This window comes from Qipengyuania polymorpha (assembly GCF_019711435.1).
Taxonomy (GTDB): Bacteria; Pseudomonadota; Alphaproteobacteria; order Sphingomonadales; family Sphingomonadaceae; genus Qipengyuania; species Qipengyuania polymorpha.
Map to the genome: position 1 here is coordinate 645,785 of NZ_JAIGNK010000001.1, position 25,709 is coordinate 671,493.

The 25,709-nt window shown below is 62.5% G+C and carries 25 protein-coding genes and 1 pseudogene; 8 read left to right on the forward strand and 18 right to left on the reverse strand.

Annotated elements, in window-relative coordinates; translation table 11 throughout:
- Window positions 1–16 precede the first annotated feature (16 nt).
- Window positions 17–1,180: an aromatic ring-hydroxylating oxygenase subunit alpha gene (locus K3152_RS03205; protein ID WP_221572571.1), complete on the reverse strand. Its 1,164-nt coding sequence runs from the start codon at window positions 1,178–1,180 to the stop codon at window positions 17–19.
- 71 nt (window positions 1,181–1,251) lie between these two features.
- Between K3152_RS03205 and K3152_RS03210 the strand changes: the two genes are divergently transcribed.
- Window positions 1,252–2,994 (forward strand): AmpG family muropeptide MFS transporter, encoded by a 1,743-nt coding sequence (locus K3152_RS03210; RefSeq protein ID WP_221572572.1) that lies wholly within the window; start codon window positions 1,252–1,254, stop codon window positions 2,992–2,994.
- Here the strand turns inward: K3152_RS03210 and K3152_RS03215 are convergent.
- The 5 genes and pseudogenes from K3152_RS03215 to trpB all read right to left on the reverse strand — a co-directional run bounded on the left by K3152_RS03215 (window position 2,991) and on the right by trpB (window position 7,944).
- A complete protein-coding gene (locus K3152_RS03215) occupies window positions 2,991–4,271 on the reverse strand; it encodes a bifunctional folylpolyglutamate synthase/dihydrofolate synthase (RefSeq protein WP_221572573.1) in 1,281 nt (426 codons plus the stop codon). The genes K3152_RS03210 and K3152_RS03215 overlap by 4 nt on opposite strands.
- A 135-nt stretch (window positions 4,272–4,406) precedes the next feature.
- Window positions 4,407–5,255, reverse strand: coding sequence for an acetyl-CoA carboxylase, carboxyltransferase subunit beta (gene accD, locus K3152_RS03220; RefSeq protein ID WP_221572574.1), 849 nt, complete (start codon window positions 5,253–5,255; stop codon window positions 4,407–4,409).
- A complete protein-coding gene (trpA, locus tag K3152_RS03225; RefSeq protein WP_221572575.1) occupies window positions 5,252–6,058 on the reverse strand; it encodes a tryptophan synthase subunit alpha in 807 nt (268 codons plus the stop codon). Before trpA ends, accD begins: the two co-directional genes overlap by 4 nt.
- Before the next feature lie 328 nt (window positions 6,059–6,386).
- Window positions 6,387–6,542 (reverse strand): annotated as a pseudogene (locus K3152_RS03230) (tryptophan synthase subunit alpha); the annotation flags it as partial.
- A gap of 187 nt (window positions 6,543–6,729) precedes the next feature.
- Window positions 6,730–7,944, reverse strand: a complete 1,215-nt coding sequence (trpB, locus tag K3152_RS03235; protein WP_221572576.1) for a tryptophan synthase subunit beta — start codon at window positions 7,942–7,944, stop codon at window positions 6,730–6,732.
- A gap of 91 nt (window positions 7,945–8,035) precedes the next feature.
- On the opposite strand from trpB, the gene K3152_RS03240 reads away from it, so the two are divergent.
- Window positions 8,036–8,347, forward strand: a complete 312-nt coding sequence (locus tag K3152_RS03240; protein ID WP_221572577.1) for a chorismate mutase — start codon at window positions 8,036–8,038, stop codon at window positions 8,345–8,347.
- Window positions 8,348–8,363: 16 nt separating this feature from the next.
- Here the strand turns inward: K3152_RS03240 and K3152_RS03245 are convergent, their stop codons facing one another.
- The 6 genes from K3152_RS03245 to rpiB all read right to left on the reverse strand — a co-directional run bounded on the left by K3152_RS03245 (window position 8,364) and on the right by rpiB (window position 11,943).
- On the reverse strand, window positions 8,364–8,591 hold the full coding sequence (locus K3152_RS03245) for a hypothetical protein (RefSeq protein WP_040963668.1): 228 nt from the start codon (window positions 8,589–8,591) through the stop codon (window positions 8,364–8,366).
- Window positions 8,592–8,668: 77 nt separating this feature from the next.
- Window positions 8,669–9,397: an RNA methyltransferase gene (locus tag K3152_RS03250; RefSeq protein ID WP_221572578.1), complete on the reverse strand. Its 729-nt coding sequence runs from the start codon at window positions 9,395–9,397 to the stop codon at window positions 8,669–8,671.
- Complete coding sequence (gene nrdR, locus K3152_RS03255) at window positions 9,390–9,857, reverse strand: transcriptional regulator NrdR (protein ID WP_221572579.1); 468 nt, start codon at window positions 9,855–9,857, stop codon at window positions 9,390–9,392. Before nrdR ends, K3152_RS03250 begins: the two co-directional genes overlap by 8 nt.
- Before the next feature lie 30 nt (window positions 9,858–9,887).
- A complete protein-coding gene (locus tag K3152_RS14115) occupies window positions 9,888–10,196 on the reverse strand; it encodes a hypothetical protein (RefSeq protein ID WP_247713236.1) in 309 nt (102 codons plus the stop codon).
- A gap of 11 nt (window positions 10,197–10,207) precedes the next feature.
- Window positions 10,208–11,491 carry a serine hydroxymethyltransferase gene (glyA, locus tag K3152_RS03265; protein WP_221572580.1) on the reverse strand — a complete coding sequence of 428 codons (1,284 nt, stop codon included), beginning with the start codon at window positions 11,489–11,491 and terminating at the stop codon, window positions 10,208–10,210.
- Between the two features lie 17 nt (window positions 11,492–11,508).
- Window positions 11,509–11,943, reverse strand: coding sequence for a ribose 5-phosphate isomerase B (gene rpiB / locus K3152_RS03270; protein WP_221572581.1), 435 nt, complete (start codon window positions 11,941–11,943; stop codon window positions 11,509–11,511).
- Between the two features lie 133 nt (window positions 11,944–12,076).
- On the opposite strand from rpiB, the gene K3152_RS03275 reads away from it, so the two are divergent.
- The gene (locus K3152_RS03275; protein ID WP_221572582.1) at window positions 12,077–13,306 is read left to right on the forward strand and encodes a sensor domain-containing phosphodiesterase; all 1,230 of its coding nucleotides are present in this window, start codon (window positions 12,077–12,079) and stop codon (window positions 13,304–13,306) included.
- 30 nt (window positions 13,307–13,336) lie between these two features.
- Here K3152_RS03275 and K3152_RS03280 read toward each other — a convergent pair whose 3' ends face one another.
- From K3152_RS03280 to K3152_RS03305, 6 genes are all read right to left on the reverse strand, one after another.
- The gene (locus K3152_RS03280) at window positions 13,337–13,945 is read right to left on the reverse strand and encodes a DUF2059 domain-containing protein (protein ID WP_221572583.1); all 609 of its coding nucleotides are present in this window, start codon (window positions 13,943–13,945) and stop codon (window positions 13,337–13,339) included.
- A gap of 21 nt (window positions 13,946–13,966) precedes the next feature.
- On the reverse strand, window positions 13,967–15,970 hold the full coding sequence (gene rpoD, locus K3152_RS03285; protein ID WP_221572584.1) for an RNA polymerase sigma factor RpoD: 2,004 nt from the start codon (window positions 15,968–15,970) through the stop codon (window positions 13,967–13,969).
- 19 nt (window positions 15,971–15,989) lie between these two features.
- Window positions 15,990–17,861, reverse strand: coding sequence for a DNA primase (gene dnaG, locus K3152_RS03290; protein WP_221572585.1), 1,872 nt, complete (start codon window positions 17,859–17,861; stop codon window positions 15,990–15,992).
- Window positions 17,855–18,184, reverse strand: a complete 330-nt coding sequence (locus K3152_RS03295) for a GIY-YIG nuclease family protein (protein WP_221572586.1) — start codon at window positions 18,182–18,184, stop codon at window positions 17,855–17,857. The genes dnaG and K3152_RS03295 overlap by 7 nt, the downstream gene beginning before the upstream one ends.
- A 120-nt stretch (window positions 18,185–18,304) precedes the next feature.
- Window positions 18,305–18,994, reverse strand: a complete 690-nt coding sequence (locus tag K3152_RS03300; protein WP_221572587.1) for a hypothetical protein — start codon at window positions 18,992–18,994, stop codon at window positions 18,305–18,307.
- The gene (locus K3152_RS03305) at window positions 18,991–19,443 is read right to left on the reverse strand and encodes a GatB/YqeY domain-containing protein (protein ID WP_221572588.1); all 453 of its coding nucleotides are present in this window, start codon (window positions 19,441–19,443) and stop codon (window positions 18,991–18,993) included. Before K3152_RS03305 ends, K3152_RS03300 begins: the two co-directional genes overlap by 4 nt.
- Before the next feature lie 162 nt (window positions 19,444–19,605).
- Here K3152_RS03305 and carA point away from each other — a divergent pair, with 162 nt between their 5' ends.
- The 5 genes from carA to greA all read left to right on the forward strand — a co-directional run bounded on the left by carA (window position 19,606) and on the right by greA (window position 25,666).
- Window positions 19,606–20,784 carry a glutamine-hydrolyzing carbamoyl-phosphate synthase small subunit gene (gene carA, locus K3152_RS03310; RefSeq protein ID WP_221572589.1) on the forward strand — a complete coding sequence of 393 codons (1,179 nt, stop codon included), beginning with the start codon at window positions 19,606–19,608 and terminating at the stop codon, window positions 20,782–20,784.
- Window positions 20,781–21,254, forward strand: coding sequence for a hypothetical protein (locus K3152_RS03315; RefSeq protein ID WP_221572590.1), 474 nt, complete (start codon window positions 20,781–20,783; stop codon window positions 21,252–21,254). The genes carA and K3152_RS03315 overlap by 4 nt, the downstream gene beginning before the upstream one ends.
- Before the next feature lie 11 nt (window positions 21,255–21,265).
- Window positions 21,266–21,739, forward strand: a complete 474-nt coding sequence (locus K3152_RS03320) for a hypothetical protein (RefSeq protein WP_221572591.1) — start codon at window positions 21,266–21,268, stop codon at window positions 21,737–21,739.
- On the forward strand, window positions 21,739–25,086 hold the full coding sequence (carB, locus tag K3152_RS03325; RefSeq protein WP_221572592.1) for a carbamoyl-phosphate synthase large subunit: 3,348 nt from the start codon (window positions 21,739–21,741) through the stop codon (window positions 25,084–25,086). Before K3152_RS03320 ends, carB begins: the two co-directional genes overlap by 1 nt.
- Window positions 25,087–25,198: 112 nt before the next feature.
- Window positions 25,199–25,666, forward strand: coding sequence for a transcription elongation factor GreA (gene greA / locus K3152_RS03330; RefSeq protein ID WP_247713131.1), 468 nt, complete (start codon window positions 25,199–25,201; stop codon window positions 25,664–25,666).
- The last annotated feature ends 43 nt before the right edge of the window (window positions 25,667–25,709 follow it).

Consider the following 25,709-nt stretch of genomic DNA (forward strand, 5'->3'; position numbering starts at 1 on the left):
ATGCGCGGTTAGGCGCTCAGTTGGCGGCGCGCAAGGCTTCCTCGACCGTCTCGTGATAGCGGCGGATACCGCCCTCCATCGTGCCAAGCGTCAGGTGCGGCACCGCGCCAGAGGACAGACCCTGCTGGCCAAGCTCCGCCGCGCGAAAATCCTCGCTCGCGAACACGCCGCCGTCGAGCAGCGCCCAACTGCGTTCCCAATGGTCGCGCGCCTTGTCGGTGCTCGGGTGCTCGGGGATGAGCATAAAGTCTTCGACCAGCGTGCGGTCGTGCGCCTGCGGCATCATCACCATGAGGTTGATATAATCGGGGCTGGGGATGACCAGCGCGCCGGGCATCAGCTGGTAGGCGAATGTGATGACCTTGCGCATCTGCGCCATGTCAGTGAGGTCGACGCCCTCGAGTTCTTCGAGCCGACCCACGGCGCTGCGCGAATGCGGACCGATCATATCGCCGCTGGTGACGCCATCCTTGAAGAAAGGACCTATGGTCTGCGCATGAAGCCGCGTGACATGGTAGCTTTCGAGGAAGGCATCCATGATGAGCTTCCAGTTGCCCGCAACCTCGTGCGTCTTGCGGCGGAAGAGGACATGGTCGGCCACGCCCAGCGCATCGAAATCCTCGCCCAGTTTCTCGGCGAGGGTGAAGTCGGCGGTGTTTTCCTGCGGGCAGAACCAGATCATCCCGCCGGTTTCCTTCGAGGGCAATTCGACCAGCCCCATCGCGCCCTTGTCGAGATCCGGGAAAGTATCGGGGCGGGGCAGGGCGAGCAGCCGCCCGTCCACCGCATAGGTCCAGGCATGATAAGGGCAGACGAGCTTCTTCGTGCAGGCCACCTCATTGCCCTCGACCAGCCGCGTGCCGCGATGGCGGCAGACGTTGAGGAAGACATGCGCTTTGCCCTCTGCATCGCGCGTGATGAGCAGTGGTCGCCCGGTCGCATCATGCGGCACGGCCATTCCGGCCTCGGGAAGCAAGGCGCTGGGACAAAGGATTTGCGGCAGCCGGTCGTAGATGGCGCTCTTCTCGCGCGCCCAGTAATCGGGGTCGGTGTAGACATGCGCGGGCACGCTGGACTGCTTCAGCCCCTCGTGCTTCTTTTCCGCGGCGATATCGCGCGCCAGCTTCAGCATGCCGTCCGTAGGCCGCCGTCCGTCGAGCAATGAAGTCGGAACTCCCATCGCGCCTGTTCCTTTCTCTCTCTTGGCGCTAGTGTCGCAAAAAATATACGAAAACGGAAGGACGCTAGGGCATGGCCGAAGCGGTTGCAGAACAGAAAAAAGAGAAAATATCCGCCACGCGCGCTCTCAGATTGGCCCTATCGAACCGCAAGACCGGGTTCATGGCCTTGTTCGGTTTCGCCAGCGGACTGCCTTTCTCCCTGTTCCTCGGAACGCTCTATGCATGGCTGAGCGAGGCCGAAGTCGACCTCGAAACGATGGGTGTGTTTTCGCTTATCGGACTCGCCTACGCGTTCCAGTTTCTCTGGTCGCCGCTGGTCGATCGCCTCGATATTCCTGGCCTGAGGCGGCTCGGCAAGCGCAAGCAGTGGATTGCACCGATGCAACTGCTGCTGGGTATTATCCTATTGACCATGGCGTTCCTCGAGCCGCGTTCGCAGCTTGGCTGGTTCAGCCTGCTTGCGGGCATCGGTGCCTTCGCCTCGGCGACGCAGGACATCGTCATCAACGCATGGCGTATCGACGTCGCGGACGAGGAAGCGACGCTCGATATCCTGTCGACCGTCACGCAGATGGGCTTCCGGCTGGCCGCTCTCGTGGGGGGAGCGCTCGGCCTGATTATCGCTGCTCGTATCGGCTGGCCCGAGACCTATCTCATCATGGGCGGCATCATGCTGGCCATTGGCATCGCGGGTCTGTTCGCGCCCGACGCTGATGTCGATGCTGCGACCGCGACGTCGGAGCATGCAGCCAAGACTGCGGAACTGTACGAGGTCGGCGAAATCGCGCCCAAGCAGCGCAACCTTGCACTCGCCGCTGTCGGCATCCTGTGGGCCTGGGCAATCGGAACCGTGCTGGTGTTCATGGTCCGCTCGATGACGGCGCTTCCCGAAGACCGCCCCAACCCGACCGAATTCACAGCCACCTACGGGCCGCTGATCATCATCGCCACGATCGTCATCCCCGCCTTCATCGCGGCTTACCTCGTCAAGCTGAAGAAGGACGGCAAATATGTCATTACCGAAGGCCGTGTGGCGGGCAAACGTGACGGGCTGATCCTCGACCAGCTTTACCGGGCGCTGGTCCTCCCGCTGGTCGAGTTCGTCGGCCGTATGGGCTGGTCGCTGGTGCTGATCCTCGCTTTGGTTCTGACTTATCGCATTTGCGACGCCATTTGGGGGGTATTCGCCTACCCGTTCTATCTCGGCGAGCTCAACTACACGAATGACGAGGTGGCCTTTGCATCCAAGTTCTTCGGCGTGGGCGCGATTGTCGCCGGGCTGGCGCTCGGGGGCTACATGCTTACCGTCATCGGCCGGATGGCGACGCTGACGCTGGGGGCGTTACTCGCTGCTCTGACCAACCTTCTTTATGCCGATCTCGCCATCGGTGGCGCGACCATGCAGGCAGGGAGCGATTTGATCGGCTTTACCGCGCTGATCCAGTGGATGGCACCATTCGGTTCCGAAGGGCTGCCACGCCTGACCTTCACGATCATGTTCGAAAACCTTGCCATCGGTATTGCGGGGGCCGCCTATATCGCATGGCTCAGCTCGATCGTTTCGAAGGGCTATAGCGCCGTGCAATATGCGCTGCTCGCTTCGCTGACCTTGCTGGTGGCTACGCTTGGCCGTGGCGCGCTGGGCGAGATGATCGAGAACCAGGGTTATTACGATGTCTTCATCCTGACGACCTTCATCGGTTTCATTGCCGTGGTGCTGTGCATCCTCGAGTGGATCCGCGAAAAGACCGCGGGGAGGCGCAGCGGGGTGGTGACGCCCGATGCCACGCATGAGGTGGCGACGGGCGCCTAAACCGGCAATTCGTCGTTTAGGCGCAGGACCTCGCCCGCGAGATAGAGCGAGCCTGCGATGAGGATGGGGTAGTCGTCTGCGGGAATCGCGAACAACGCCTCTTCGATATTCGCGGCTCCTCGCGCATCGCTTCCAAATGCCTCGACAGGATGGGCCTCGTGACCGGGTACCGGTAGCACGGTGAGCGAGCGAATGCGGCCTTCGAGTGGATCCAGCAGGGAACGCGGGTCCTTGTTCTCGAGCATGCCGAGAACAAGGTGCAATGGGCCATCGATCGCCTTGGCTATAGCGGCTCCGGCGCTCGGGTTGTGTCCGCCATCGAGCCAGATGTCCTGCCGCCCGGCCAAAGCGGTAAGCGGTCCGGGCCCGAGCAATTGCATCCTTGCCGGCCAGAACGCCGAACCGATGCCTCTCTTGATCGCATCGCCGCTGACAGGGATCCTGTCCTGGAGCCGCAGCATCCCGTTGGCGAGAGCCGCATTGCGGTGCTGGTGCGGACCACGGATGCCGGGTTCGGGATAGTGGTAATCGTCGATGTAAATGTTGCCGTTCTCGAAGGAATGGACCTCGTGCAACGGCGCGCCTTCGCGCTCGGCAATCGCTTTGATCACCTGTTGTGCCTGTGGCGCGTTGTTGCCGCGCACCGTGACCAACGGCACGCCCTGCTTCGCAATCCCCGCCTTCTCGAACGCGATGCGGGCCAGCGGTTCGGTCGGCACGCCTTCCTCCGGCGCTAAGAGAAACCGTTCGTGGTCAATGCCCAGCGCCGCGATGCCGCAGGCTGCCAGCACTTCCGGTTCGAGCACATTGGTGGCATCGAAGCGTCCACCGAGGCCGACCTCAACCACGCAGGCATCGGCGGGGACACGGGCGAATTCGGCAAAGGCGGCGGCGATGGTGACTTCGAAGAAACTCGGGCCCAAGTCCTCGCCCGCATCTAAAACCTCGGCCAGCAATTCAGCGAGACGTTCGTCGGAAATGAGCTCGCCCGCCACGCGGATACGCTCGTTGTAGCGCACGAGGTGGGGGCTGGTGGTGACGTGTACCTTGTAGCCATCCGCTTCCAGCATCGCGCGCAGGAAGGCGCAGGTCGAGCCCTTGCCGTTGGTCCCGGCAACATGGAAGGTCGGCGGCAGCTTGCGATGCGGATTGCCGAGGCGTTCCAGCAGGGCAAGGATGGTCTCCAGTCCCAGCCGCCCGTCGGGCACACTGAGTTTGGCCAGCCGGTCGAGCTGAGCCTGCACGGCAGTATTATCCGAGCGGGCGAAGTCTTTCATTTGAGGAGCCTCCCCCGCTGGGGGAGGTGGCAGCGCGAAGCGCTGACGGATGGGGCGAGGAGAGCGCTGGTCCAGCCCCCTCCGAGCCGCCTTTTGGCGGCCCACCTCCCCCAAAGGGGGAGACACTGCTCCACCTTACGCAGCTTCGGCAGGCGCGAGATAGTCGATGATGGTCGCCAGCGTGTCGCGCAAATCGTGGCGATGCACCACCATGTCGACCATGCCGTGCTTGTGCAGGTACTCGGCGCGCTGGAAGCCGTCGGGCAGCTGCTCGCGGATGGTGTCTTGGATCACGCGCTGGCCAGCAAAGCCGATGAGCGCGCCCGGCTCTGCGATATGGACATCGCCCAGCATGGCATAGCTTGCGGTGACGCCGCCCGTGGTCGGGTCGGTCAGCACGACGATATAGGGCAGGCCGGCCTCTTTCAGGCGGCGCGTCATCACGGTCGCCTTGGGCATCTGCATCAGGCTGAGGATGCCTTCCTGCATGCGTGCACCGCCTGCTGCGGTCACGACGATATAGGGCGCACGCAGCGTAAGCGCGCGCTCGGCGCCCTGGCAGAAGGCGGTACCCACCGCCATGCCCATGCTGCCGCCCATGAAGGTGAAATCCTGTACGCCGACGACGGCGGGCTTGCCCTCGATCGCGCCTTCACCGACGAGGAAAGCATCCTTGTGCGGGCTCTTGGCGCGCGCCTGCTTGAGGCGGTCGGTGTATTTCTTCGAATCGCGGAACTTGAGCGGGTCTTCGCTGACTTCGGGCACCGGCAGGGTGCGGAAGCCCTCGTCGAGCAGCAGCGCGAGCCGCTTGTCAGCACCGATACGGCCATGGTGGTCGCAGCGGGGGCAGACGTCCTTGTTCTCGGCATATTCCTGCCCGAAGACCATTTGCTGGCAGCCGGGGCACTTGACCCACAGATCCTTGTCGGTGGTGCGCTTGGGCAGCCAGCTGATATTGTTACGGACGCGTGTAAACCAGTTCATGCCATGTCTTCTTTCCGGGGGCCCTTTGCCGCCGAATGCACCGCCTTGGCAAGACTTGCAGTCAATTTGCGCAGTTTTTCCGGAGCGTCAGAGCCGTGTTCGCCGACAAGTTCGACGAGCGCGGAGCCTACGACCACACCGTCCGCGACCTTGGCAATCGCACCCGCCTGCTCGGGCGTACGCACGCCGAAGCCGACCGCAATGGGCAGGTCGGTGGCGGCTTTCAGCTTTGCGACCGCGTCTTCGATAGAGGTCTGTGCGGCCTGCTGCTTGCCGGTGATACCCGCCACCGAGACATAATAGAGAAACCCGTCCGACCCTTCGAGCACCTGCGGCAGGCGCTTCGCATCGGTGGTCGGCGTCGCGAGGCGGATGGGCGCGATGCCCGCTGCGCGCAGGTCGGGGCCGAGCGCATCGTCTTCCTCGGGCGGAATGTCGACGCAGATCACGCCGTCGACTCCCGCTTCCTTCGCAGCCGAGGCAAACCATTCCGGCCCGTGCCGGATCATCGGGTTGGCATAGCCCATCAGCACCAGCGGCACGTTCGGGTGGCGCTCGCGAAACTTGCGCGCGATGCGCAGCACATCGGCAGTCGTCGTCCCCGCACCTAGCGAGCGCAGGTTCGCATTCTGGATGGCGGGACCGTCGGCCATGGGATCGGTGAAGGGCATCCCCAGCTCGATCACATCCGCGCCGCCCTCGACCAGCGCGTCGAGATTGGCGGCAGTGTCGCCATCGCCTGCGGTGATGAAGCAGACGAGCGCGGGGTGGGGCTTGGAAAAGGCGTTGGAGAGTCGGGTCATCCTTGGACTTCCTCACGACGGAGAATTCTCAGCGCAACGACGGCAATAACTGGAGGAATAGCCATGATCAAAAAATAGAATGTCCAATCTGGGCGGGGCCAGCCGTTTTCGGATATGCAGGTAAAGGAGTTTTGGCCGAAGTCCGCGGTGCAAGTCAGCTGGCCAGTGTAGTGGTATTCATAGATATTGTAGCTCAAAACTCCTGTCCAAATTAATGCCCAGATACCGGAAAGCACGAAGATCCGTGTTTTCGCTAGTGGTCCCTTCACATCTCCACTCCCAGCCGCTCGGCGAATTGGCCCTCTGAAAGGCAAGGCACCGTGCTGCCAGCCATGGGATCGGTGAAGGGCATGCCCAGTTCGATCACATCCGCGCCGCCCTCGACTAGTGCATCTAGATTGGCTGCCGTGTCGCCATCGCCTGCGGTAACGAGGCAGACAAGCGCGGGGTGGGGTTTGGAGAAGGCGTTGGAGAGGCGGGTCATGCTTTCTTCCACGGCTGCCAAACTACGAGGGTAATTGCCACACTAATGCTTGCGAAACGGATCCAGAAGTCGAGCCTTGTGTCGGTGATTGGGTGATCAAAGATCATTGGTAATAACGCATGCCCGATTGCAGTAGCGATTGCGGCCAGAAAGACACCGAAAGCGAGAGCTCCGAGAAAGGGTAATTTCACATCTCCACTCCCAGCCGCTCGGCGACGGTGAAGATGTCCTTGTCCCCGCGTCCGCACAGGTTCGCGAGGATCACGCTGTCCTTCGGCATCTCCTTTGCGCGCTTCGCCACGGCTGCGATCGCGTGGCTCGGCTCAAGCGCAGGGATAATGCCCTCGGTGCGGCAGAGGAGCTGGAAGGCCTCCAGTGCCTCCTCGTCTGTGATTGCGGTGTATTCGACGCGGCCCGTGTCTTTCAGCCAGGCGTGCTCGGGACCGATGCCGGGATAGTCCAGACCTGCACTGATCGAGTGGCCTTCGGTGATCTGGCCGTCCTCGTCCTGCAGCAGATAGGTCTTGTTGCCGTGCAGCACGCCGGGAAATCCGCCGAGCAGGGATGCTGCGTGTTCGTCGCCATCGAGGCCGTGGCCTGCCGCCTCGACACCAAGCATCTTCACGTCCGGGTCGTCGAGGAAGGGGTGGAACAGGCCAAGCGCGTTCGAGCCGCCGCCGATAGCTGCCACCAGCAGATCGGGCAGGCGGCCGATGCGGTCCTGCATCTGCGCGCGCGCTTCCTTGCCGATCACGCTTTGGAAGTCGCGGACGAGCTCGGGATAGGGATGCGGACCGGCGGCGGTGCCGATGATGTAGAAGGTGTCGTGGACATTCGCGACCCAGTCGCGCAGCCCCTCGTTCATAGCGTCCTTCAGCGTACCGCGTCCGCTGGTGACCGGCACGACTTCCGCGCCCAGCAGCTTCATGCGGAAGACGTTGGGTGATTGCCGCCGCACGTCCTCTGCGCCCATGTAGATGACGCAGGGCAGGCCGAAGCGCGCACAGACGGTGGCGGTGGCGACGCCGTGCTGGCCCGCACCGGTTTCCGCGATGATGCGCGTCTTGCCCATGCGCATGGCGAGCAGGATCTGCCCGATGCAATTGTTGATCTTGTGTGCGCCCGTGTGGTTCAATTCGTCGCGCTTGAACCAGACCTGCGCGCCGCCGAGCGCCTCGGTCAGCCGCTCTGCGAAATAGAGCGGGGAGGGGCGGCCCACATAATGTTCGAGCAGGTCGTCGAATTCAGCGTGGAATGCGGGATCCGCCTGCGCCGCGCGGTATTCGCGCTCGAGGTCGAGGACCAGCGGCATCAGCGTTTCGGCAACATAGCGCCCGCCGTAATCGCCGAAGTGTCCGCGCTCGTCAGGCTGGTTCTTGTAGGTGTTCGGATTGCTCGCCATGGCCCTCCCATGCCGAGGGATTGCGGACAAGTCGAGAGTGGCTTTGGTTTGTCCTCGACAAGCGGCATTCAACGCGCCATTCGCCGCTGCCATGAAGGACGATTTCAAGCTGCCCGAAGAGTGCGAAACCATGCGCGAGGTGCGCCTTGGCGTGGACGCGACCGACCGCGAATTGATGGAACTGCTCGACCGCCGCTTCGGCTACATGCGCGCAGCCGCCCGTATCAAGACCGACCGCAATGTGGTGCGGGACGAAGCGCGAAAAGCCGAGGTCATCGACAATGCGGTGACAGATGCCAGAAAGCGCGACCTTCCGCATGAGAAAATCGCGCAAATCTGGGACCTTCTGGTCGAAACCTCGATAGCTTACGAGCTTGAGGAGTGGGACAGCATCCGCGCCTGAGCGCGAAATCGCGGGCTCAGTTCCCGTTGTTGAAGTCGACCCATTCCTCGCGCGTCATGCAGACCTTTTCCTTGCGTCGGCTGGAAATGTCGGTGCGGATGCGGCGGCAGATTTTCTCTTCCTTGGCCGGTGCTGCCTCGGGCTGCGCTTCAGCCTTCTTGTCGCTTTCCTTATCCTGCGGCTCGGTCGCGAGGGCCGGAACGGCGAGGGCGGCAAGGGCAAGGGCGGGCAGGGCAAAACGCATGGAAATTCCTCGGGTTTTTCGGGAGAATTCGTGGCCCGCCCTGCTAGGCGCGGGGGGATGAACGGTCGATGAGTATTCTACGAACGACCCTTGGGGCTCCGCTGAAGCGATGACAGCACCCCGCGCAGCGTGCGAACTTCGAGGTGATTCCAGCCCGGCTTGGTGAGCACACCGCGCAAGGTCCGGCGGGTGGCATCAGCGCGCGGCTCGGGCAGGAAATAGCCCTTCGGCTCAAGCATACCTTCGAGGTGATTGATGAGGCCCTCGAGTTCTTCCTGAGGGGCAGGCGGAAGCAGCTCTTCCTGCGTCGGCTGCACGAGGCTCTCGTGCTTCGACCACTCATAGGCGCACAGGATGACCGCTTGCGCGAGGTTCAACGAGCCGAATTCGGGATTGATGGGCACGGTCAGGATGGCGCGGGCGAGCGCGACGTCCTCAGTCTCCAGTCCCGAGCGTTCGGGGCCAAAAAGAATAGCGCTGCGCCCTTCCGCCCTGGCCATTTCCGCGCTGGCCTGCTCGGGCGTGACGACCGGTTTGGTCACGCCGCGCTTGCGCACCGTGGTGGCGTAGACATGGGCGCAATCGGCGACCGCCTCTGCGGTGCTGTCGAAGACCTGCGCTTTTTCCAAGACGATGTCCGCCCCTGCAGCGGCGGGACCCGCATCGGGATTGGGCCAGCCATCGCGCGGAGTGACCATGCGCAGTTCGACCAGCCCGAAATTGAGCATGGCGCGCGCGGCCTTGCCGATATTCTCGCCCAGTTGCGGCCGGACGAGGACGATGACGGGTTTGCGGCTGTCAGCCACGCTCGGCCGCCGCTTCCTGAACCGTGCTGGCAAACTCCTCGAAATCGCGCGCTTCGCTGAAGTCGCGGTAGACCGAGGCGAAGCGGATGTAGGCGACGCTGTCCAGTTGGCGCAGGCCATCCATGACCAGTTCGCCGATGCGCTGCGAGGGGATCTCCGCCTCGCCTGCGGTTTCGACCTGGCGCTGGATGCCGCTGACGAGCTGGTCGATTTGCTCCTGCGCGACATCGCGCTTGCGGCAGGCGAGCGAGATCGATTGTTCGAGCTTGCTGCGGTCGAAGGGCTGGCGGCGATCGCCAGACTTGACGACCGTCACTTCACGCAATTGCACGCGTTCGAACGTGGTGAAGCGCGCCCCGCATTTGGAGCATTGGCGACGGCGGCGGATGGAGGTGGAATCCTCGGTCGGCCGGGAATCCTTCACCTGGCTGTCGTCATGGGCGCAAAAAGGGCAGCGCATTTTCTATCCGTAATGTGTCGGGTGCGAGGATCAGGGGCGTATGCGCTTGTAGAGCATGAAGCCGGCCCCGGCGACGAGGCCCACCGGCCAGGTGATGACGGGGAGTATAGCTGCGCCCACCACGCCGACTGCGGCGCCGGTCAGGACCGGCTTGGTCGACGGGTGATCGAGACCACCCTTGGCCATTTCCTTGATCTCGGCAGTCGCATCGCCGATCAGATCGTGGTCCTGGAAGGCATTGCGGCTCCCGCGGGTATCCTGCTCTTCGGAGCCTAGGCGCTCGTCCCGCTTCGAGGAGCCGTAGCGGTCGTTGTCGCGGTCGTCAGGGATATTGGCCATCGGGATTTCCTTCAGCGTCCGGGATAGACCGGGAAAGCTTCGCACAATTCGGCCACGCGGTCACGCACGCTTTGTTCGACCTGTCCGTCGCCTTCCGGCCCGTTCTTCGACATGCCGTCCACGACTTCACAGATGAGCTTGCCGATGGTTTCGAACTCTGCCTCGCCGAAGCCGCGCGTGGTGCCGGCCGGTGTGCCGAGGCGGATGCCGCTGGTCACGAAGGGGCTGCGCGTGTCGTAGGGGATGCCGTTCTTGTTGCAGGTGAGCCATGCACGGTCGAGACCTGCCTCGGCGGCCTTGCCGGTAACGTCCTTGGCGGTGAGGTCGACCAGCATGGAGTGGTTGTCCGTCCCGCCCGAAACGACGCGAAGGCCATTCGCCTCGATACCTCGCGCCAACGCCCGCGCATTGGCGACGACATTGGCGGCATAGCTCTTGAACTCGGGGCGCAGCGCCTCGCGGAAGGCCACCGCCTTGGCCGCGACCACATGCATCAGCGGGCCGCCCTGCATGCCGGGGAAGACCGCCATGTTGATCGGCTTAGTGTATCTCTCGTCGTTCCACAGGATGATGCCGGAACGCGGTCCGCGCAGGCTCTTGTGGGTGGTGGTGGTCACCACATCGGCATGCGGGAAGGGCGAGGGATGCGCGCCGCCTGCGACGAGGCCCGAAATGTGGCTCATGTCGACCATCAGGTAGGCGCCGACTTCGTCAGCGACCTTGCGGAAGGCTTCCCAGTCCCACACGCGGCTGTAGGCGGTGCCGCCCGCGATGATGAGCTTGGGTTTGTGCTCTTTCGCGATGGCCATGACCTCATCCATATCGATGAGTTCATCGTCCTTGCGCACGCCGTAGCTGACCGGATTGAACCACTTGCCGCTCATGTTGACCGGCGAACCATGGGTGAGGTGGCCGCCCGAATTGAGGTCGAGGCCCATGAAGGTGTCGCCCGGCTGCAGCAGCGCGAGGAAAACCGCCTGGTTCATCTGGCTGCCCGAATTGGGCTGGACGTTGGCGAAGTTGCAGCCGAAAAGTTCCTTCGCGCGGTCGATGGCGAGCGTCTCGACCACGTCGGCATAGTCGCAGCCGCCATAGTAGCGCTTGCCCGGATAACCCTCGGCGTATTTGTTTGTGAAGACGCTGCCGCAAGCTTCGAGCACGGCGGTCGAGGCGATGTTCTCGCTCGCGATGAGCTCGATTTTGTTCTGCTGGCGCTTCAGTTCGTTGCGGACCGCCGCGTAGACCTCGGGGTCGGCCTGTTCGAGCGTGTCGTTCCAGAAACGGTTGTCGGTCATGCGGGTCGCGGGTCCTGTCAGGAAGGGTTGGAAAGCTTGTCGACGCGGCGCTGGTGGCGCCCGCCGGCGAATTCGGTGTCGAGGAAGGCGGTGACGCAGGCCTTGGCCATGTCCACGCCGGTCAGCCGCGCACCAAGCGCAATGCAATTCGCGTCATTATGCTCGCGGGCGAGGGCGGCGGAGAGCGGTTCCGAGACCAGCGCGCAGCGCACGGCAGGGTTGCGGTTCACGCTCATCGAAATGCCGATGCCGCTGCCGCACAGCGCGATGCCGCGCTCAGCGGTGCCATCGGCCACGACACCGGCCAGCTTGTAGCCGAAGTCGGGATAGTCGACGCTGTCGGTGGTCTCCGGTCCGAGGTCGGCGACCTCGTGACCCTGTTCGATAAGCCAGTCGCGCAAACTCGCTTTGAGCTCGATTGCGGCATGGTCGGAAGCAAGGGCGATACGCATGGGCGGGGCCATAGGGACTTGGGGCGATTCTCTCCACCCCGTTTCCCCCCTCATGCACACGAATTTGTGAGGGTCAGGCAGGCGCGATCATCAAAAAATTAAGCATTAACGCCTATTTGCGGGCGTCATGCACATGCCTGTCCAATCTTCGATGATTCCCGCTGCGGTCGCCGGCATTTCGGCAGAGCCTTTCCAGAACAGCTCGATCGACCGAATCCTGCACGCCGTGCGCGTGCATCTGGGGACCGAAATCGCCTTCGTGTCGCGCTATGTCGAGAATGACGAGAAGGAGCTGACCCACGTCGACTCCGATCTCGAGCTGCCTATGGGACCCGGCTTTCGCGACCCGCGCGAGAACAGCTATTGCTGGCACATCGCCGAAGGACGCCTGCCCGAACTGATCCAGGACCCGGCGGACCATGAATTTACGCAGGATATCGCGATAACGCATTTCCTGCCCGTGGGCTGCCACCTCAACGTGCCGCTGCGCCTGTCCGACGGGACGCTTTACGGCAGCTTCTGCTGCCTCAGCCGCTCGCCCGACAGGTCGATGAACGAGCGTGACATCGGCGTGCTGCGCGCCTTTGCCGCGCTTGCGGTGGAGCAGATCGAGGGCAACCTCGACCACGACTATCGCTGCCAGCGCATCGACAAGCGGATCACCAAGCTGATCGGCGACCGTGCGATGCAGATCCACCAGCAGCCGATCCACTCGATCAAGACCGGCAAGCCCGTTGGCCTCGAATGCCTTGCCCGTTTCCCCGACGCAATGATGCGCGGCCCGGACAAGTGGTTCGAGGAAGCCGCCGAGATTGGGCGCGGGCTCGAGCTCGAATTGCTCGCGGTCGAATGCGCGCTCGACAGTCTCGGATCAATTCCGCCGGAATACTACGTGTCGGTCAACGCATCGCCCGATACGATCATGTCCGGCGCGTTGCACCAGGTGCTGGAGCGCGCGGGCAAGACCAATCTCGTGGTCGAGGTGACCGAGCACCAACAGGTCGAGGATTTTGCAGCACTCAAAAAGGCGCTGAAGCCGATTTCTCGCTATGCGCGCATCGCTATCGACGACGTGGGCTCGGGCTATGCCGGCCTGCGCCATCTCGTCGATCTTGCCCCCGACATGCTAAAACTCGACATGACGCTGACGCGCGACATCCACCAGGACCTCGCCCGCTGCGCACTGGTGGGCGCGATGGTCCGCTTTGCCGAAGCCATCGGTTCCAAGCTCATCGCCGAGGGCGTGGAGCATGCGGAGGAGGCCGAGGTCTTGAAAAAGCTCGGCGTCGAATACGGGCAAGGGTTCTATTATGCGAAACCCATGCCCGTCGCCGATGCGGTGAAGTACCTCAAGAAGGGATGATATTTATACTTATCGTTCTGAGATAAAAGACTATTTGGCCTTGTCGCGACCCGCTTGGATACGATCGAGAACGTCTGGATTCGCTTCGAGATAATCCATGACTCGTGCGCGGACTTCCGGCCCAACAGCCTGTTGTATTATCTGAAGTTCCGCGAAGTATGCTTGGTTCGCTTCCGCGACGGCTGGATCTCCTAGAAGAGAAGTGACTTTTCCGAAATAGTGGGTGCCGGTATCAGTCTGGGCAAAAGCCAGAATATCCTGGAGTTCTTGCAAATCGAACTCGCGCGTGTAGGCGACTGCGGTTGCCTCAAGCATTGATGGCAAATGCTTCCTAACGACGGGCATCAACCGTTGAGGAAGCCCGGCGAAGAATTCGTCCATTATCGCCCTTATTCCGGGTTCCTCGAAAATCGGATCGGTCATTGAGGCTGCACTGAATTGCCCGGCTATCTGCGCCATGATGTCTTCGAACATCATGTCACGGGTTTCATCTGGGAACATGACCGCGATGATTTGCCGCGCAACCGCTAATTCATCTGCTGGTATTTCAGCCTGAAGAACTTCGGTCTGAGCCGCAGTCGGTGTGGACGCAGCAAAAAATGCGGCACTGCCTGCCGCTAAGATCAGCTTCAACTTCAAGTTATCGACCCCTACTCAGTTTTACTGATCGAGGAACGAGCGCATCTTGCGGCTGCGGCTCGGATGCTTGAGCTTGCGCAGCGCCTTGGCCTCGATCTGGCGGATACGTTCGCGCGTCACCGAGAACTGCTGGCCGACTTCTTCCAGCGTGTGATCGGTGTTCATGCCGATGCCGAAGCGCATGCGCAGCACGCGTTCTTCGCGCGGGGTGAGCGAGGCAAGGACGCGGGTGACCGTTTCCTTGAGGTTCGACTGGATCGCCGCATCGACGGGGATGATGGCGTTCGGGTCCTGAATAAAGTCGCCGAGGTGCGAATCTTCCTCGTCGCCGATCGGCGTTTCGAGGCTGATCGGTTCCTTGGCGATCTTCATCACCTTGCGCACCTTCTCGAGCGGCATGGAGAGCTTCTCCGCCATCTCTTCGGGTGTCGGTTCGCGGCCCTGATCGTGCAGGAACTGGCGCGAACAGCGGACCAGCTTGTTGATCGTCTCGATCATGTGGACCGGGATGCGGATGGTGCGCGCCTGGTCGGCGATCGAGCGGGTGATGGCCTGCCTGATCCACCATGTGGCGTAAGTGCTGAACTTGTAGCCGCGGCGGTACTCGAACTTGTCGACCGCCTTCATCAGGCCGATGTTGCCTTCCTGGATCAGGTCGAGGAACTGCAGCCCGCGGTTGGTGTATTTCTTCGCAATCGAGATGACGAGACGCAGGTTCGCCTCGACCATTTCCTTCTTGGCGATACGCGCCTCGCGCTCACCCTTCTGGACCATGTTCACGATGCGGCGGAATTCAGCCAGGGCCATTCCGGTGGCGCTGGCGATATCGGAAATTTCGGTGCGGATGCGGTCGATCGCGTCAGCTTCCTTCTCGGCGAAGGCGGCCCATTTCTTGTCCTTCTTGACGCGCTCGTCCATCCAAGTGTCGTCGAGTTCGTTGCCGATATAGGCATCGAGGAAATCGACGCGCTTGACCTTGTGACGCTCCGCAAGGCGCAGCATCTGGCCGCCGAGCGCGGTCAGGCGACGGTTGAAGGCATAGAGGTTGTCGACCAGGAATTCGATCTTGGTGGCGTGGAACTGGACGCTTTCGACCTCGGCGGTGAGCTGGTCGGAAAGAGCCTCGTATTTCTTTTCCTTGGCGGGCGGGAAAGTCTCACCCCGGCCGAGGACTTCCACGCGCTCCGCCTGGAGCTTCTCGAACTTGCCGAACAGGTCCTTGATGCGCGCAAAACGCTCGATGGCGTCGGGTTTGAGCGCCGCTTCCATCTGGGCGAGCGACATGGTGTTGTCCTCGTCCTCGTCGTCGTCGGACTTGGAGGAGCCTTCCTCACCGTCTTCGCCTTCGCCGTCCTCGTCGTCATCCTCGTCGTCGTCACGGATGGTCGGGCCGGCGGTTTCTTCGGAGATCTCGCCGTCGTCGTCATCGTCTTCGGCGTCGTCGTTCAGCTTGTCGGCGGGCGGCTCCTTGGAAAGCATCGCGTCGAGATCGAGGATCTCGCGCAGCTGCATTTCCTCGTTGTTGAGCGCTTCGGACCACTGGATGATGGCGTGGAAGGTGATCGGGCTCTGGCACAGGCCCATGATCATCATGTCGCGGCCGGCCTCGATGCGCTTGGCGATGGCGATTTCGCCTTCGCGGCTGAGCAGTTCCACCGCGCCCATTTCGCGCAGGTACATGCGCACCGGGTCGTCGGTGCGGCCTTCGGACGCGGCCTTCTTGGCAGGCGCCTTCTTGGCGTCCTTTTCCTTCGCGGAAGGAGCCGGTGCGATTTCCTCGACTTCGTCTTCGGCTTCCGCGTCCTCGTCATGCTCGACGATCTGCACACCCATTTCGGACAGGGCCGACTGGATGTCCTCGATCTGGTCGGAGCTCATTTCGCCTTGCGGCAGCGCGTCGTTGAGCTCGTCATAGGTGACGTAGCCCTTCTTCTTTGCCTTGGTGATGAGCTTCTTGATCGATGCCTCGTTGAGATCGATCAGGGGTGCGTCGTCCTTGTCGCCCGACTTCGATTTGGTGGCCATAAACTGCAATCGGTCCGTATTACTGGCCGCTGTCAGGAGAGGTGCCCTGCGCGGCGTCTGAATTCTTGTCAGCCGCTATCGCGGCCTTTCGGCTTGCCATTTGTCCGAGTCGCGCCTCGAAATCCAGCTTCCGTTTCAACAAACGCTGTTGATCGGCGAAAGCTCCCTCGGGGTCCGTCTCGAATCGCGCGGTCGCTTCGGCGAGCGCGGCTTCGAGTGCCGGCCTTTCGACCAGCAGCGACACGGCTTCAGCCAAATCCTCGCGCGCATCTACCGGATCGGAGCCTTTATCGAGAAAGGCGAAGCGGGTGTTTGCCGGTGGGGCGGGAAGGCCTTCTGGCAGCGATATGGGCGATTGGCTGCGCGAATCAAGCATTTCCGCAGCGGCAAGCAAGGAATCTATCGCCGGGCCGACATTTCGGTCACGCGCGGCGAATTGCGAGAGCGATGCCTCGTGGCGCGCAATCTCGCCGGGATGCTGCAAAAGGCCGTGGATGACCGCGCTCGCCAGCGTGTCGCGCGCACCGCCCGAGGTCGCGTGTTTGAGGCGTGTTGCGGTCTCGGGTGAGATGCGCGGGGGCGGGGCGTTGAAGCTGCCCTTTTTCCACTCGCCGCGCGGTTTGAATTCGCGCGGCGGGAAGGCGAAGGCGGAGAAACGCTCGAGCAGTTCCTTCTTGTAGAGCGCGCGAATGTCCGGGTGCTGGATGGCCTCGACATGGTTGAGCAGGCGCTCCTTAAAACCCGCCTTTTCTTCCGGCGAGTTCAGCGGCAACGCGTCCCGCTCGAAATGCCACAGCGTGTCGAGCAGGCTGGCGGGTGAGGACAGCAGTTCCTCCATCGCGCCAACGCCTTTGTCACGGATGAGGTCGTCGGGGTCCATGCCTGCCGGCATCCGGACGATCGACAGCGAGTGGCCGGGACGCAGCATCGGGAGGACCCGCCCGATCGCACGCATCGCGGCCCGCTGTCCGGCATTGTCGCCGTCGAAGCACAGGATGGGCCGCTCGACCTGCCGCCAGAGAAGCTCGATCTGATTTTCCGTCAGCGCCGTGCCGAGCGGGGCGACTGCCTCGGCGATACCCGCATTGGCGAGCGCTATGGCGTCCATATAGCCTTCGACCACCACGATGCGCCCCGACTGGCGTGCAGCGGGGGCGGCGCGATGGAGGTTGTAGAGCGTGCGCCCCTTGTCGAAGAGCGGGGTGTCGGGACTGTTGAGATATTTGGGCCCGTGAGCGTCCGCGTCGAGGATACGGCCACCGAAAGCGATGACCCGCCCGCGCGTGTCCTGGATGGGCAGCATCAGGCGGCCCCGGAACCGGTCGTATGGGTCCTTTCCCTCGATCTCGATACGCATGCCTGCCTCGATGAGCATCGGCTCCTCGAAGGACAGCGCGCCCTTCAGCGCCTGCCGTTCCGACGGCGCGAAACCGAAGCCGAATTCGCGCACGACTTTGTCCGAAAACCCGCGGCGCTTGAGGTAGGCGCGTGCTTCTGCACCTTCTGGCGAGGCCAGCTTATCGACAAACCACTGCTGCGCGGCGGCGGTCACATCGTGCAGACTTGCTCGTTTCTCCGCCGCTTGCGCTGCGCGCGGGTCGGGGGCTGGGACTTCCATCCCGGCCTCTGCCGCCAGTTCCTTCACCGCGTCCATGAAAGGCATGCCGCGCTGGTCGGTCAGCCAGCGGATGGCATCGCCATGCGCCTCGCAGCCGAAGCAATGGTAGAAGCCCTTCTCGTCATTGACGTAGAAGCTCGGCGTTTTCTCGTTGTGGAACGGGCAACAGGCCTTGAACTCGCGCCCCGCCTTCGTCAGGCGCACGGTGCGACCAATCACCGCGGACAGCGTGGTCCGCATGCGCAATTCGTCCAGCCATTGGGGGCTTAGCATGACTTTCCCTCGCCGTTCGTGTCGAGCGAAGTCGAGACACGTTCACATGGTGGTTTGGCGAAATGGGAGAGCGCCACCCAGTCAGCTTTCCCAAGAGCTTCCTTCTTCGCTCGAGACCATTTCTTCACGCGGAGTTCGCATGAGAGCGCTTCTTCGCGGGACGAAAACCGTTCGGCCCAAAAAAGTCGAACAGGCAGACGGCGGGAAGTGAAATCGCAATATCCGCCAATCTGGTGCTCGCCGATACGCCTTTCCAAATCGTCGGTATGCCCGGTGTAATACTTCCTGTCAGCGCATTGCAGGATGTAGCACCAGAAAGGCATCGGTTCGTCCAGGCCAATGTGTCTCGACTTCGCTCGACACGAACGGGAAATTGTTCGCGCGTTGCGAACTTTTTGAGAATGCAAACCACCTTGCCTTTCGCATCGAGCGAAGTCGAGATGTTACTCGGGCTTGTTCGCGGATTTCTCGTCTATTTCTTCTGCCGGGAAGGGACCCTTGGCGACTGCCTGGTTGCCGTCCACTTCGAGAAGGTAGGCATCCGCAGGACCGGCAGGAGGCAGGGTTGATTGCCACCAGAAGGTCAGCGTGCTGCCGGGCTTCCAACCGTCACCCTCGACGACGCGCCAGATGAGGCGGCCATCGTCGCTGGTGATGGAAATGGCATCCTCGCTGCCTAGCGCATCCAACGCCTGCGCGTTGGAATAGCCGACTGCGCGGTTGAAGCCGTGAGCCTTCTGCGTCATGCGGAACAGCGTTGGCGGGCTTTCGAGGGCTTCAGGGCCATCGCTGGCTTCGGCCTCAGGTTCCTGCGCTTCGGCGAGCGTCACCTGGTGCACATAGGTGTAGATGGTGCCCTCAGGCATTTCGCCCGGTTTGCATTCCTCGGTGCCCTCGGGACACGCGACAAAGCTCACCATCTTGCCGACTTCGCGATTGCCGGCGCTGAGCACGGTTTCGACTTCCGGACCCTGCGGCCCGACGATCTTCGCGCCAAGAGTCGCGAGGTCGAGGTCGGCCGCGGCCAGCGTGCGCGGCTGGGCGACCGTCGGTGTGGGCGTCGGCTCGGGTTCGGGCTGTTCTTGCGAACAGGCCGCCAGCGCCAGCGGAGCGATGAGCAGGAGCTTCCTCACGACAGCGCTTCCTTCACCAGGCCGCTGGCCTTGGTCATGTCGAGCGTCGCACCGTGACGGGCTTTCAATTCGCCCATGACCTTGCCCATGTCCTTCATGCCTTCTGCGCCCGTATCGGCCTTGATTTGCGCAATCGCCGCGCGGGTTTCTTCCTCGCTCATCTGCTGCGGCAGGAATTCCTCGATGACGACGAGTTCGGCCTTTTCCTTCTCCGCCAGTTCCTGACGCCCGCCGTCCTCGTACATCGCAATCGATTCCTTGCGCTGCTTGGCCATCTTCATCAGCACGTCGGTGACGAGTTCGTCGTCTTCCGGCATCTTGTCGGCGGTGCGCAGTTCGATGTCGCGGTCCTTGATTTTCGCCCCGATGAGGCGAAGCGCAGCCGTGCGCTCCTTGTCCTTGGCCTTCATGGCGGTGACGGTTTCGGACTGGATTTTTTCGCGGAGCATTATGTCTCTTCTTGCCTAAGCTGTGGATGTTTCAAGGCTCATGTAATGGAAGGGCGCAGAAAGCCAAGTGTTCTGCCCAAACGCGGCTTGACGGGAATCGCTCTGGCCCCTAGCGGCTGGGACTTAGCACACATCGCTGGAAACCCCTGACCCGGAGCGCCCATGGCCCTGTCCGCATTCTCGCACGCGCAACCCAAAGACGCGACGGGAGTCCTCGTCCTCGCAGACGGCACCTGTATCTGGGGCAAGGGCTTCGGTGCCAGTGGCTCGGCCGTTGGCGAAGTCTGCTTCAATACCGCCATGACCGGATACCAGGAGGTGATGACCGACCCCTCCTACGACAGCCAGATCGTCACCTTCACCTTCCCGCATATCGGCAATGTCGGCGCGAACGAGGAAGACGTGGAGAGCCGCGGTCTGGGGGCAGTCGGCTGCATCGTGCGGCAGGACATCACCCGGCATTCGAATTTCCGCGCCAGTGACGAGTTTGTCGAGTGGTGCGTCAAGCATGGCAAGATTGGCCTGTCGGGCATCGACACCCGCGCGCTGACCCGCCGCATCCGCGTGCAGGGCGCGCCCAATGCAGTGATTGCGCATAATCCGCGCGGCCAATTCGACATGAAGGCGCTGAAGAAGCAGGCCGCCGAATGGAGCGGGCTGGAAGGTCTCGACCTCGTCCCCGGCGTGACGCGCGAGGGGCATGAGGAGTGGAAGGGCGGTTTCTGGCAGCTCGGCACGGGCTATGCCGAAGCCGACAACGCCAAGCCGCATGTCGTCGCCATCGATTACGGCGCGAAGGACAATATCTTCCGCAACCTCGTGAAGGCAGGCGCGAAAGTGACCGTGGTCCCCGCGCGCACCAGCCTGGAAGACATTCTCGCGCTGCAGCCCGACGGCGTGTTCCTTTCCAACGGCCCGGGCGACCCGGCGGCGACTGGCGAATATGCCGTGCCCGTCATCAAGGGCCTGCTCGAGCGTGATGTGCCGCTGTTCGGCATCTGCCTCGGCCACCAGATGCTCGGCCTCGCGGCTGGCGCGGAGACCGCCAAGATGTTCCAGGGGCACCGAGGCGCCAACCATCCCGTCCAGCGCGTGGGCGAGGGCTGGGGCGAGAGCACTGGCCTCGTCGAGATTACCAGCATGAACCACGGCTTCGCAGTCGATGCCGAGACGCTGCCCGATACGGTCGAGCAGACGCATGTCTCGCTTTTCGACGGAACCAATTGCGGCATTTCCATCCGCGGCAAGAAAGCTTTCGGCGTACAATACCACCCCGAAGCCTCGCCCGGGCCGCAAGACAGCTTCTACCTGTTCGAAAAATTCGTGGGGATGTTGGGATGACGATGGCAATTCGCATTGCTCTTATTGCTCCGCTGGCACTCGCGCTCGGCGCTTGTGGCAGCGGCGAGACCAATGAGGTTACGCGCGGCGCGAACGGCATGCCGAAGGGAGATACCGGCTGGACCGTGAACCGCACCGACGAGACCCTGGTGATGAAGCGCCAGCTCGACCAGCTCACGGTGTCCTACACGCTCGCCCAGCAGCGTGATGGTGCCGAGGGCGAAATCGCCGCGAAGGTCGCGCCTTGCCTCAATGGCAAGGGCGAACAGTCCGCCACGCGAAGCTTCACCTCGACCGACTATGACGATGCCAGCGCGCTCGCCGAACTGCGCGACGGGTTCGACTATGTGATTTCGACCGTCAGCGATCGCTGCGACATCCCGGAGAACGTTACCGGCACCATCGTGCAGGGCTTCGACGGCCTCTATTTCCGCTCCGCCTCCGACCGCGACGAATTCCTCGGACAGTGAGTTTGAACCCGATGCGCATCAAGTCGGCCTCTCGATTGCCATTGCTCGGCATGTTCGCGTTGCTCGCAGCCTGTTCTGGCAATGCGGTTGAGACGACCGACGAATGTGTCGCCCGGTTTGCGACGCATGTCGAAAACGCGAAAAGCCTTGGTGGAGCGACTTGGCTCGGCAATTACACCTACGAGTTGGAAGGGAATGGCGACATGCCCGACCCTGCAGAATTCGGCGAAGCAAAGCCTGCCGCAGAGCGACCCCATATCACCATTTCCTCGGGTAATTCCGACAAGGCGGTAGAAGCCTTCACCAAGGGGAAAGTGCCCGCAGGCGGCGCGTTTTTCTTCTCCGAAGATGTCTCGCTTTTCCGCACGGCTGGTTCGGCAGGAACCTTGGAAGAGACCGTATATTCCGGATGTACCGGCGGACCGCAAAACTCGAAGCTCATCCGCATCGATTGGGTAGAAGCCCCTAAGGACATGAACACGTAATGCCCAAACGCACCGACATCTCCTCGATCCTCGTCATCGGCGCCGGCCCCATCATCATCGGGCAGGCCTGCGAGTTCGACTATTCCGGCACCCAGGCCATCAAAGCGCTGAAAGAAGAGGGCTACCGGGTCATCCTGGTGAACTCCAATCCGGCGACCATCATGACCGATCCGGAAATGGTGAAGGGCGAAAACGGCGGGCCGGACGGGGCGACTTACATCGAGCCGATCACGCCCGAAATCGTCGCCAAGATTATCGAGAAGGAACGCCCCGACGCCATCCTGCCGACCATGGGCGGGCAGACGGCGCTCAACTGCGCGCTGAAGCTCGACGAGATGGGCGTGTTGGAAAAGTTCGGCGTCGAGATGATCGGCGCCAAGGCTGACGCGATCGACAAGGCCGAAAACCGCCAGCGCTTCCGCGAGGCGATGGACAAGATCGGCCTCGAAAGCGCGCGTAGTGGCATCGCGAACACTGTGGACGAGGCCTATGAGGTTCTCGAGCGCACGGGTTTGCCATCCATCATCCGTCCCAGTTTCACGCTTGGCGGGACAGGCGGCGGCATTGCCTACAACAAGGCCGAGTTCGAGCGCATCGTGCGCGAAGGTCTCGACGCATCGCCCACTACCGAGGTCCTGATCGAGGAATCGCTCCTCGGCTGGAAGGAATACGAGATGGAGGTGGTGCGCGACCGCAAGGACAATTGCATCATCATCTGCTCCATCGAGAATGTGGACCCGATGGGAGTGCATACGGGCGACTCCATCACCGTCGCCCCGGCGCTGACGCTGACCGACAAGGAATACCAGATCATGCGCACCGCCTCGATCGAGGTGCTGCGCGAAATCGGTGTGGAAACAGGCGGTTCGAACGTACAGTTCGCAGTCAATCCCAAGGATGGCCGCCTCATCGTCATCGAGATGAACCCGCGTGTCTCGCGCTCCTCGGCGCTGGCCTCGAAGGCCACCGGCTTCCCCATCGCGCGCGTAGCGGCGAAGCTGGCGGTGGGCTACACGCTCGATGAAATCCAGAACGAAATTACCGGCGCGACCCCTGCGAGTTTCGAGCCGACCATCGACTATGTCGTGACCAAGATCCCGCGTTTCGCCTTCGAGAAGTTCAAGGGCTCCAAGAACGAGCTATCGACGGCGATGAAGTCGGTCGGCGAAGTCATGGCCATCGGTCGCTGTTTTGCAGAATCGATGCAGAAAGCGCTTCGTGGTCTCGAAACGGGTCTCGACGGGTTCAACCGCGTGCCCGAACTTGAAGGTGTCAGCCGCGAGAAGATTACCGCCGCGCTCAGCCAGCGCACGCCCGACCGCATCCTCAAGATTGCCCAAGCCTTCCGCGAGGAGTTCACGGTCGAGGAAATCGCCCAGATTACCGGCTTCGACCCGTGGTTCCTGCGCCAGATCGAAGCGATCATCTACGAAGAGCGGATGCTCGGCCACAACGGCCTCCCGCGCGACGAGGCGGAAATGCGCCGCCTGAAGGCGATGGGCTTCTCCGACAAGCGACTTGCCACTCTGGCGGTGCGTTCGGTCGGTGTGGCTGGCGGCCTCGCCGAAACGCAGGCGCGCCGTTCGGGTCTGCTGCACGACGCGCTGCGCGCCATGGCTGGCGCGACGAGCGAGCAGGAAGTGCGCAAGCTGCGCCACAAGCTTGGCGTCTATCCGGTCTACAAGCGCATCGACAGCTGCGCCGCCGAATTCGAGGCCATTACGCCTTACATGTACTCGACCTACGAAGCGCCCAGCTTCGGCGAGAGCGAGGACGAGGCAGATCCGAGCGACCGCAAGAAGATCGTCATCCTCGGCGGTGGTCCGAACCGTATCGGGCAGGGCATCGAGTTCGACTATTGCTGCGTCCACGCCTGTTTCGCGCTGGCCGAGGCCGGGTTCGAGACGATCATGGTCAACTGCAACCCCGAGACGGTTTCGACCGATTACGACACCTCCGACCGTCTCTATTTCGAGCCGCTGACCGAGGAAGATGTGCTCGAAATCATGCGCGTCGAGATGTCGAAGGGCGAAGTGGTCGGTGTGATTGTCCAGTTCGGCGGGCAGACGCCGCTCAAGCTGGCCGCCGCGCTGGAGCGCGAGGGTATTCCCATCCTCGGCACCAGCCCCGATGCTATCGACCTTGCCGAAGACCGCGAGCGTTTCGCCAAGCTGGTCAACAAGCTGAACCTGATGCAGCCCTTGAACGGCATCGCCAAGAGCCGTGACGAAGCCGCAGCAGCTGCTGCGCGCATCGGCTATCCGGTGTTGCTGCGCCCGAGCTACGTTTTGGGCGGCCGCGCGATGGAGATCGTCGACAGCGAACCGCAGCTCGACGATTACATCAACACCGCCGTCAACGTGTCGGGCGATAGCCCCGTTCTGGTCGACCAGTACCTGCGCGACGCGGTCGAATGCGACGTCGATGTCGTCTCCGACGGCAATGAGGTGCGCATCGCCGGCGTGATGCAGCATATCGAGGAAGCGGGCGTGCACTCGGGCGACAGCGCCTGCACCCTGCCGCCGTACAGCCTGCCCGCCGAGATCGTCGAGGAGATGGAACGCCAGGCGAAGGCTCTGGCCGAAGCACTCGAAGTGCGGGGCCTCATGAACGTGCAGTTCGCGGTGAAGGACGGCGAGGTCTACCTCATCGAGGTCAACCCGCGCGCCAGCCGCACCGTGCCCTTCGTTGCCAAGGCCATCGGCCAGCCGGTCGCCAAGGTCGCCGCGCGCGTCATGGCGGGCGAGCCGCTGTCGAGCTTCGAGCACTTCGACCTGAAGCCCGACCACATGGCGGTGAAAGAAGCCGTCTTCCCCTTCGCGCGTTTCCCCGGTTCGGACCCGGTCCTTTCGCCCGAGATGAAATCGACCGGCGAAGTCATGGGCATCGACCGCGGTTTCCCGGCGGCCTTCTACAAGTCGCAGCTGGGCGCAGGCATGATGCTGCCCAAGGGCGGGACGGTCTTCGTCTCGGTCAAGGACAGCGACAAGGAAGTCATTTTGCCCGCAGTGAAGACCATCCTCGAGCAAGGCTTCAAGGTCATCGCCACGGGCGGGACGCAGAAGTTCCTCGCCGACAACGGGCTCGAGGTGGAGCGCGTCAACAAGGTGGCCGAAGGTCGCCCGCACATCGTCGATGCAATTATCGATGGCGAAGTGTCGCTCATCTTCAACTCGACCGAGGGCTGGCAGTCGCTATTGGACAGCCAGTCCATCCGCGAGGCGGCGCTCGAAAAGAAGCTTCCCTATTACACCACCGCCGCCGGCAGCGCGGCTGCGGCACGGGCAATTGCGGAGGTTTCGACCGAGCAGCTTGAAGTGCGTTCCTTGCAAGACTATTATAGCTGACAAGAACTAGACGCGTATCCTTCCTCACATTCGGTCCCGACAGGTTCCGCAGATTTGCGGGTGGGGGTCGAATTGTCCGGGGAGGGGCGCCAAGCAGGAAGGAATTGCGCGCATGGACAAGGTGCCGATGCTGCAAGAGGGCTATGAAAAACTGACCGCGGACCTCAAGGCTCTGCGGGCCGAACGTCCGCAAATCGTCGATGCAATCGAGGAAGCGCGTGCGCATGGCGACCTTTCGGAAAATGCCGAGTATCACGCTGCCAAGGAACGCCAGGGCCAGGTCGAAGCGATGATCGGCGACCTCGAAGGCAAGATCGGCCGCGCGCAGATTATCGACCCCACCACGCTTTCTGGCGACAAGGTCATTTTCGGCGCGACGGTGACGCTGCTCGACGAAGACGACAAGCCGGTGAAGTACCAGATTGTCGGCCAGACCGAGGCGGATGCGAGCAAGGGCCGTATCAGCTACACCTCGCCGATCGCGCGTGCGCTGATCGGCAAGAAGGTCGATGATGAAATCGAAGTCACCGTGCCGAGCGGCGACAAGTTCTACCTCGTCGAGAAAATCGAATTCGTCTGATGTAATTGCTGTCCGGCCCGCGCGTCCTCGTGCAGGGCCGGGC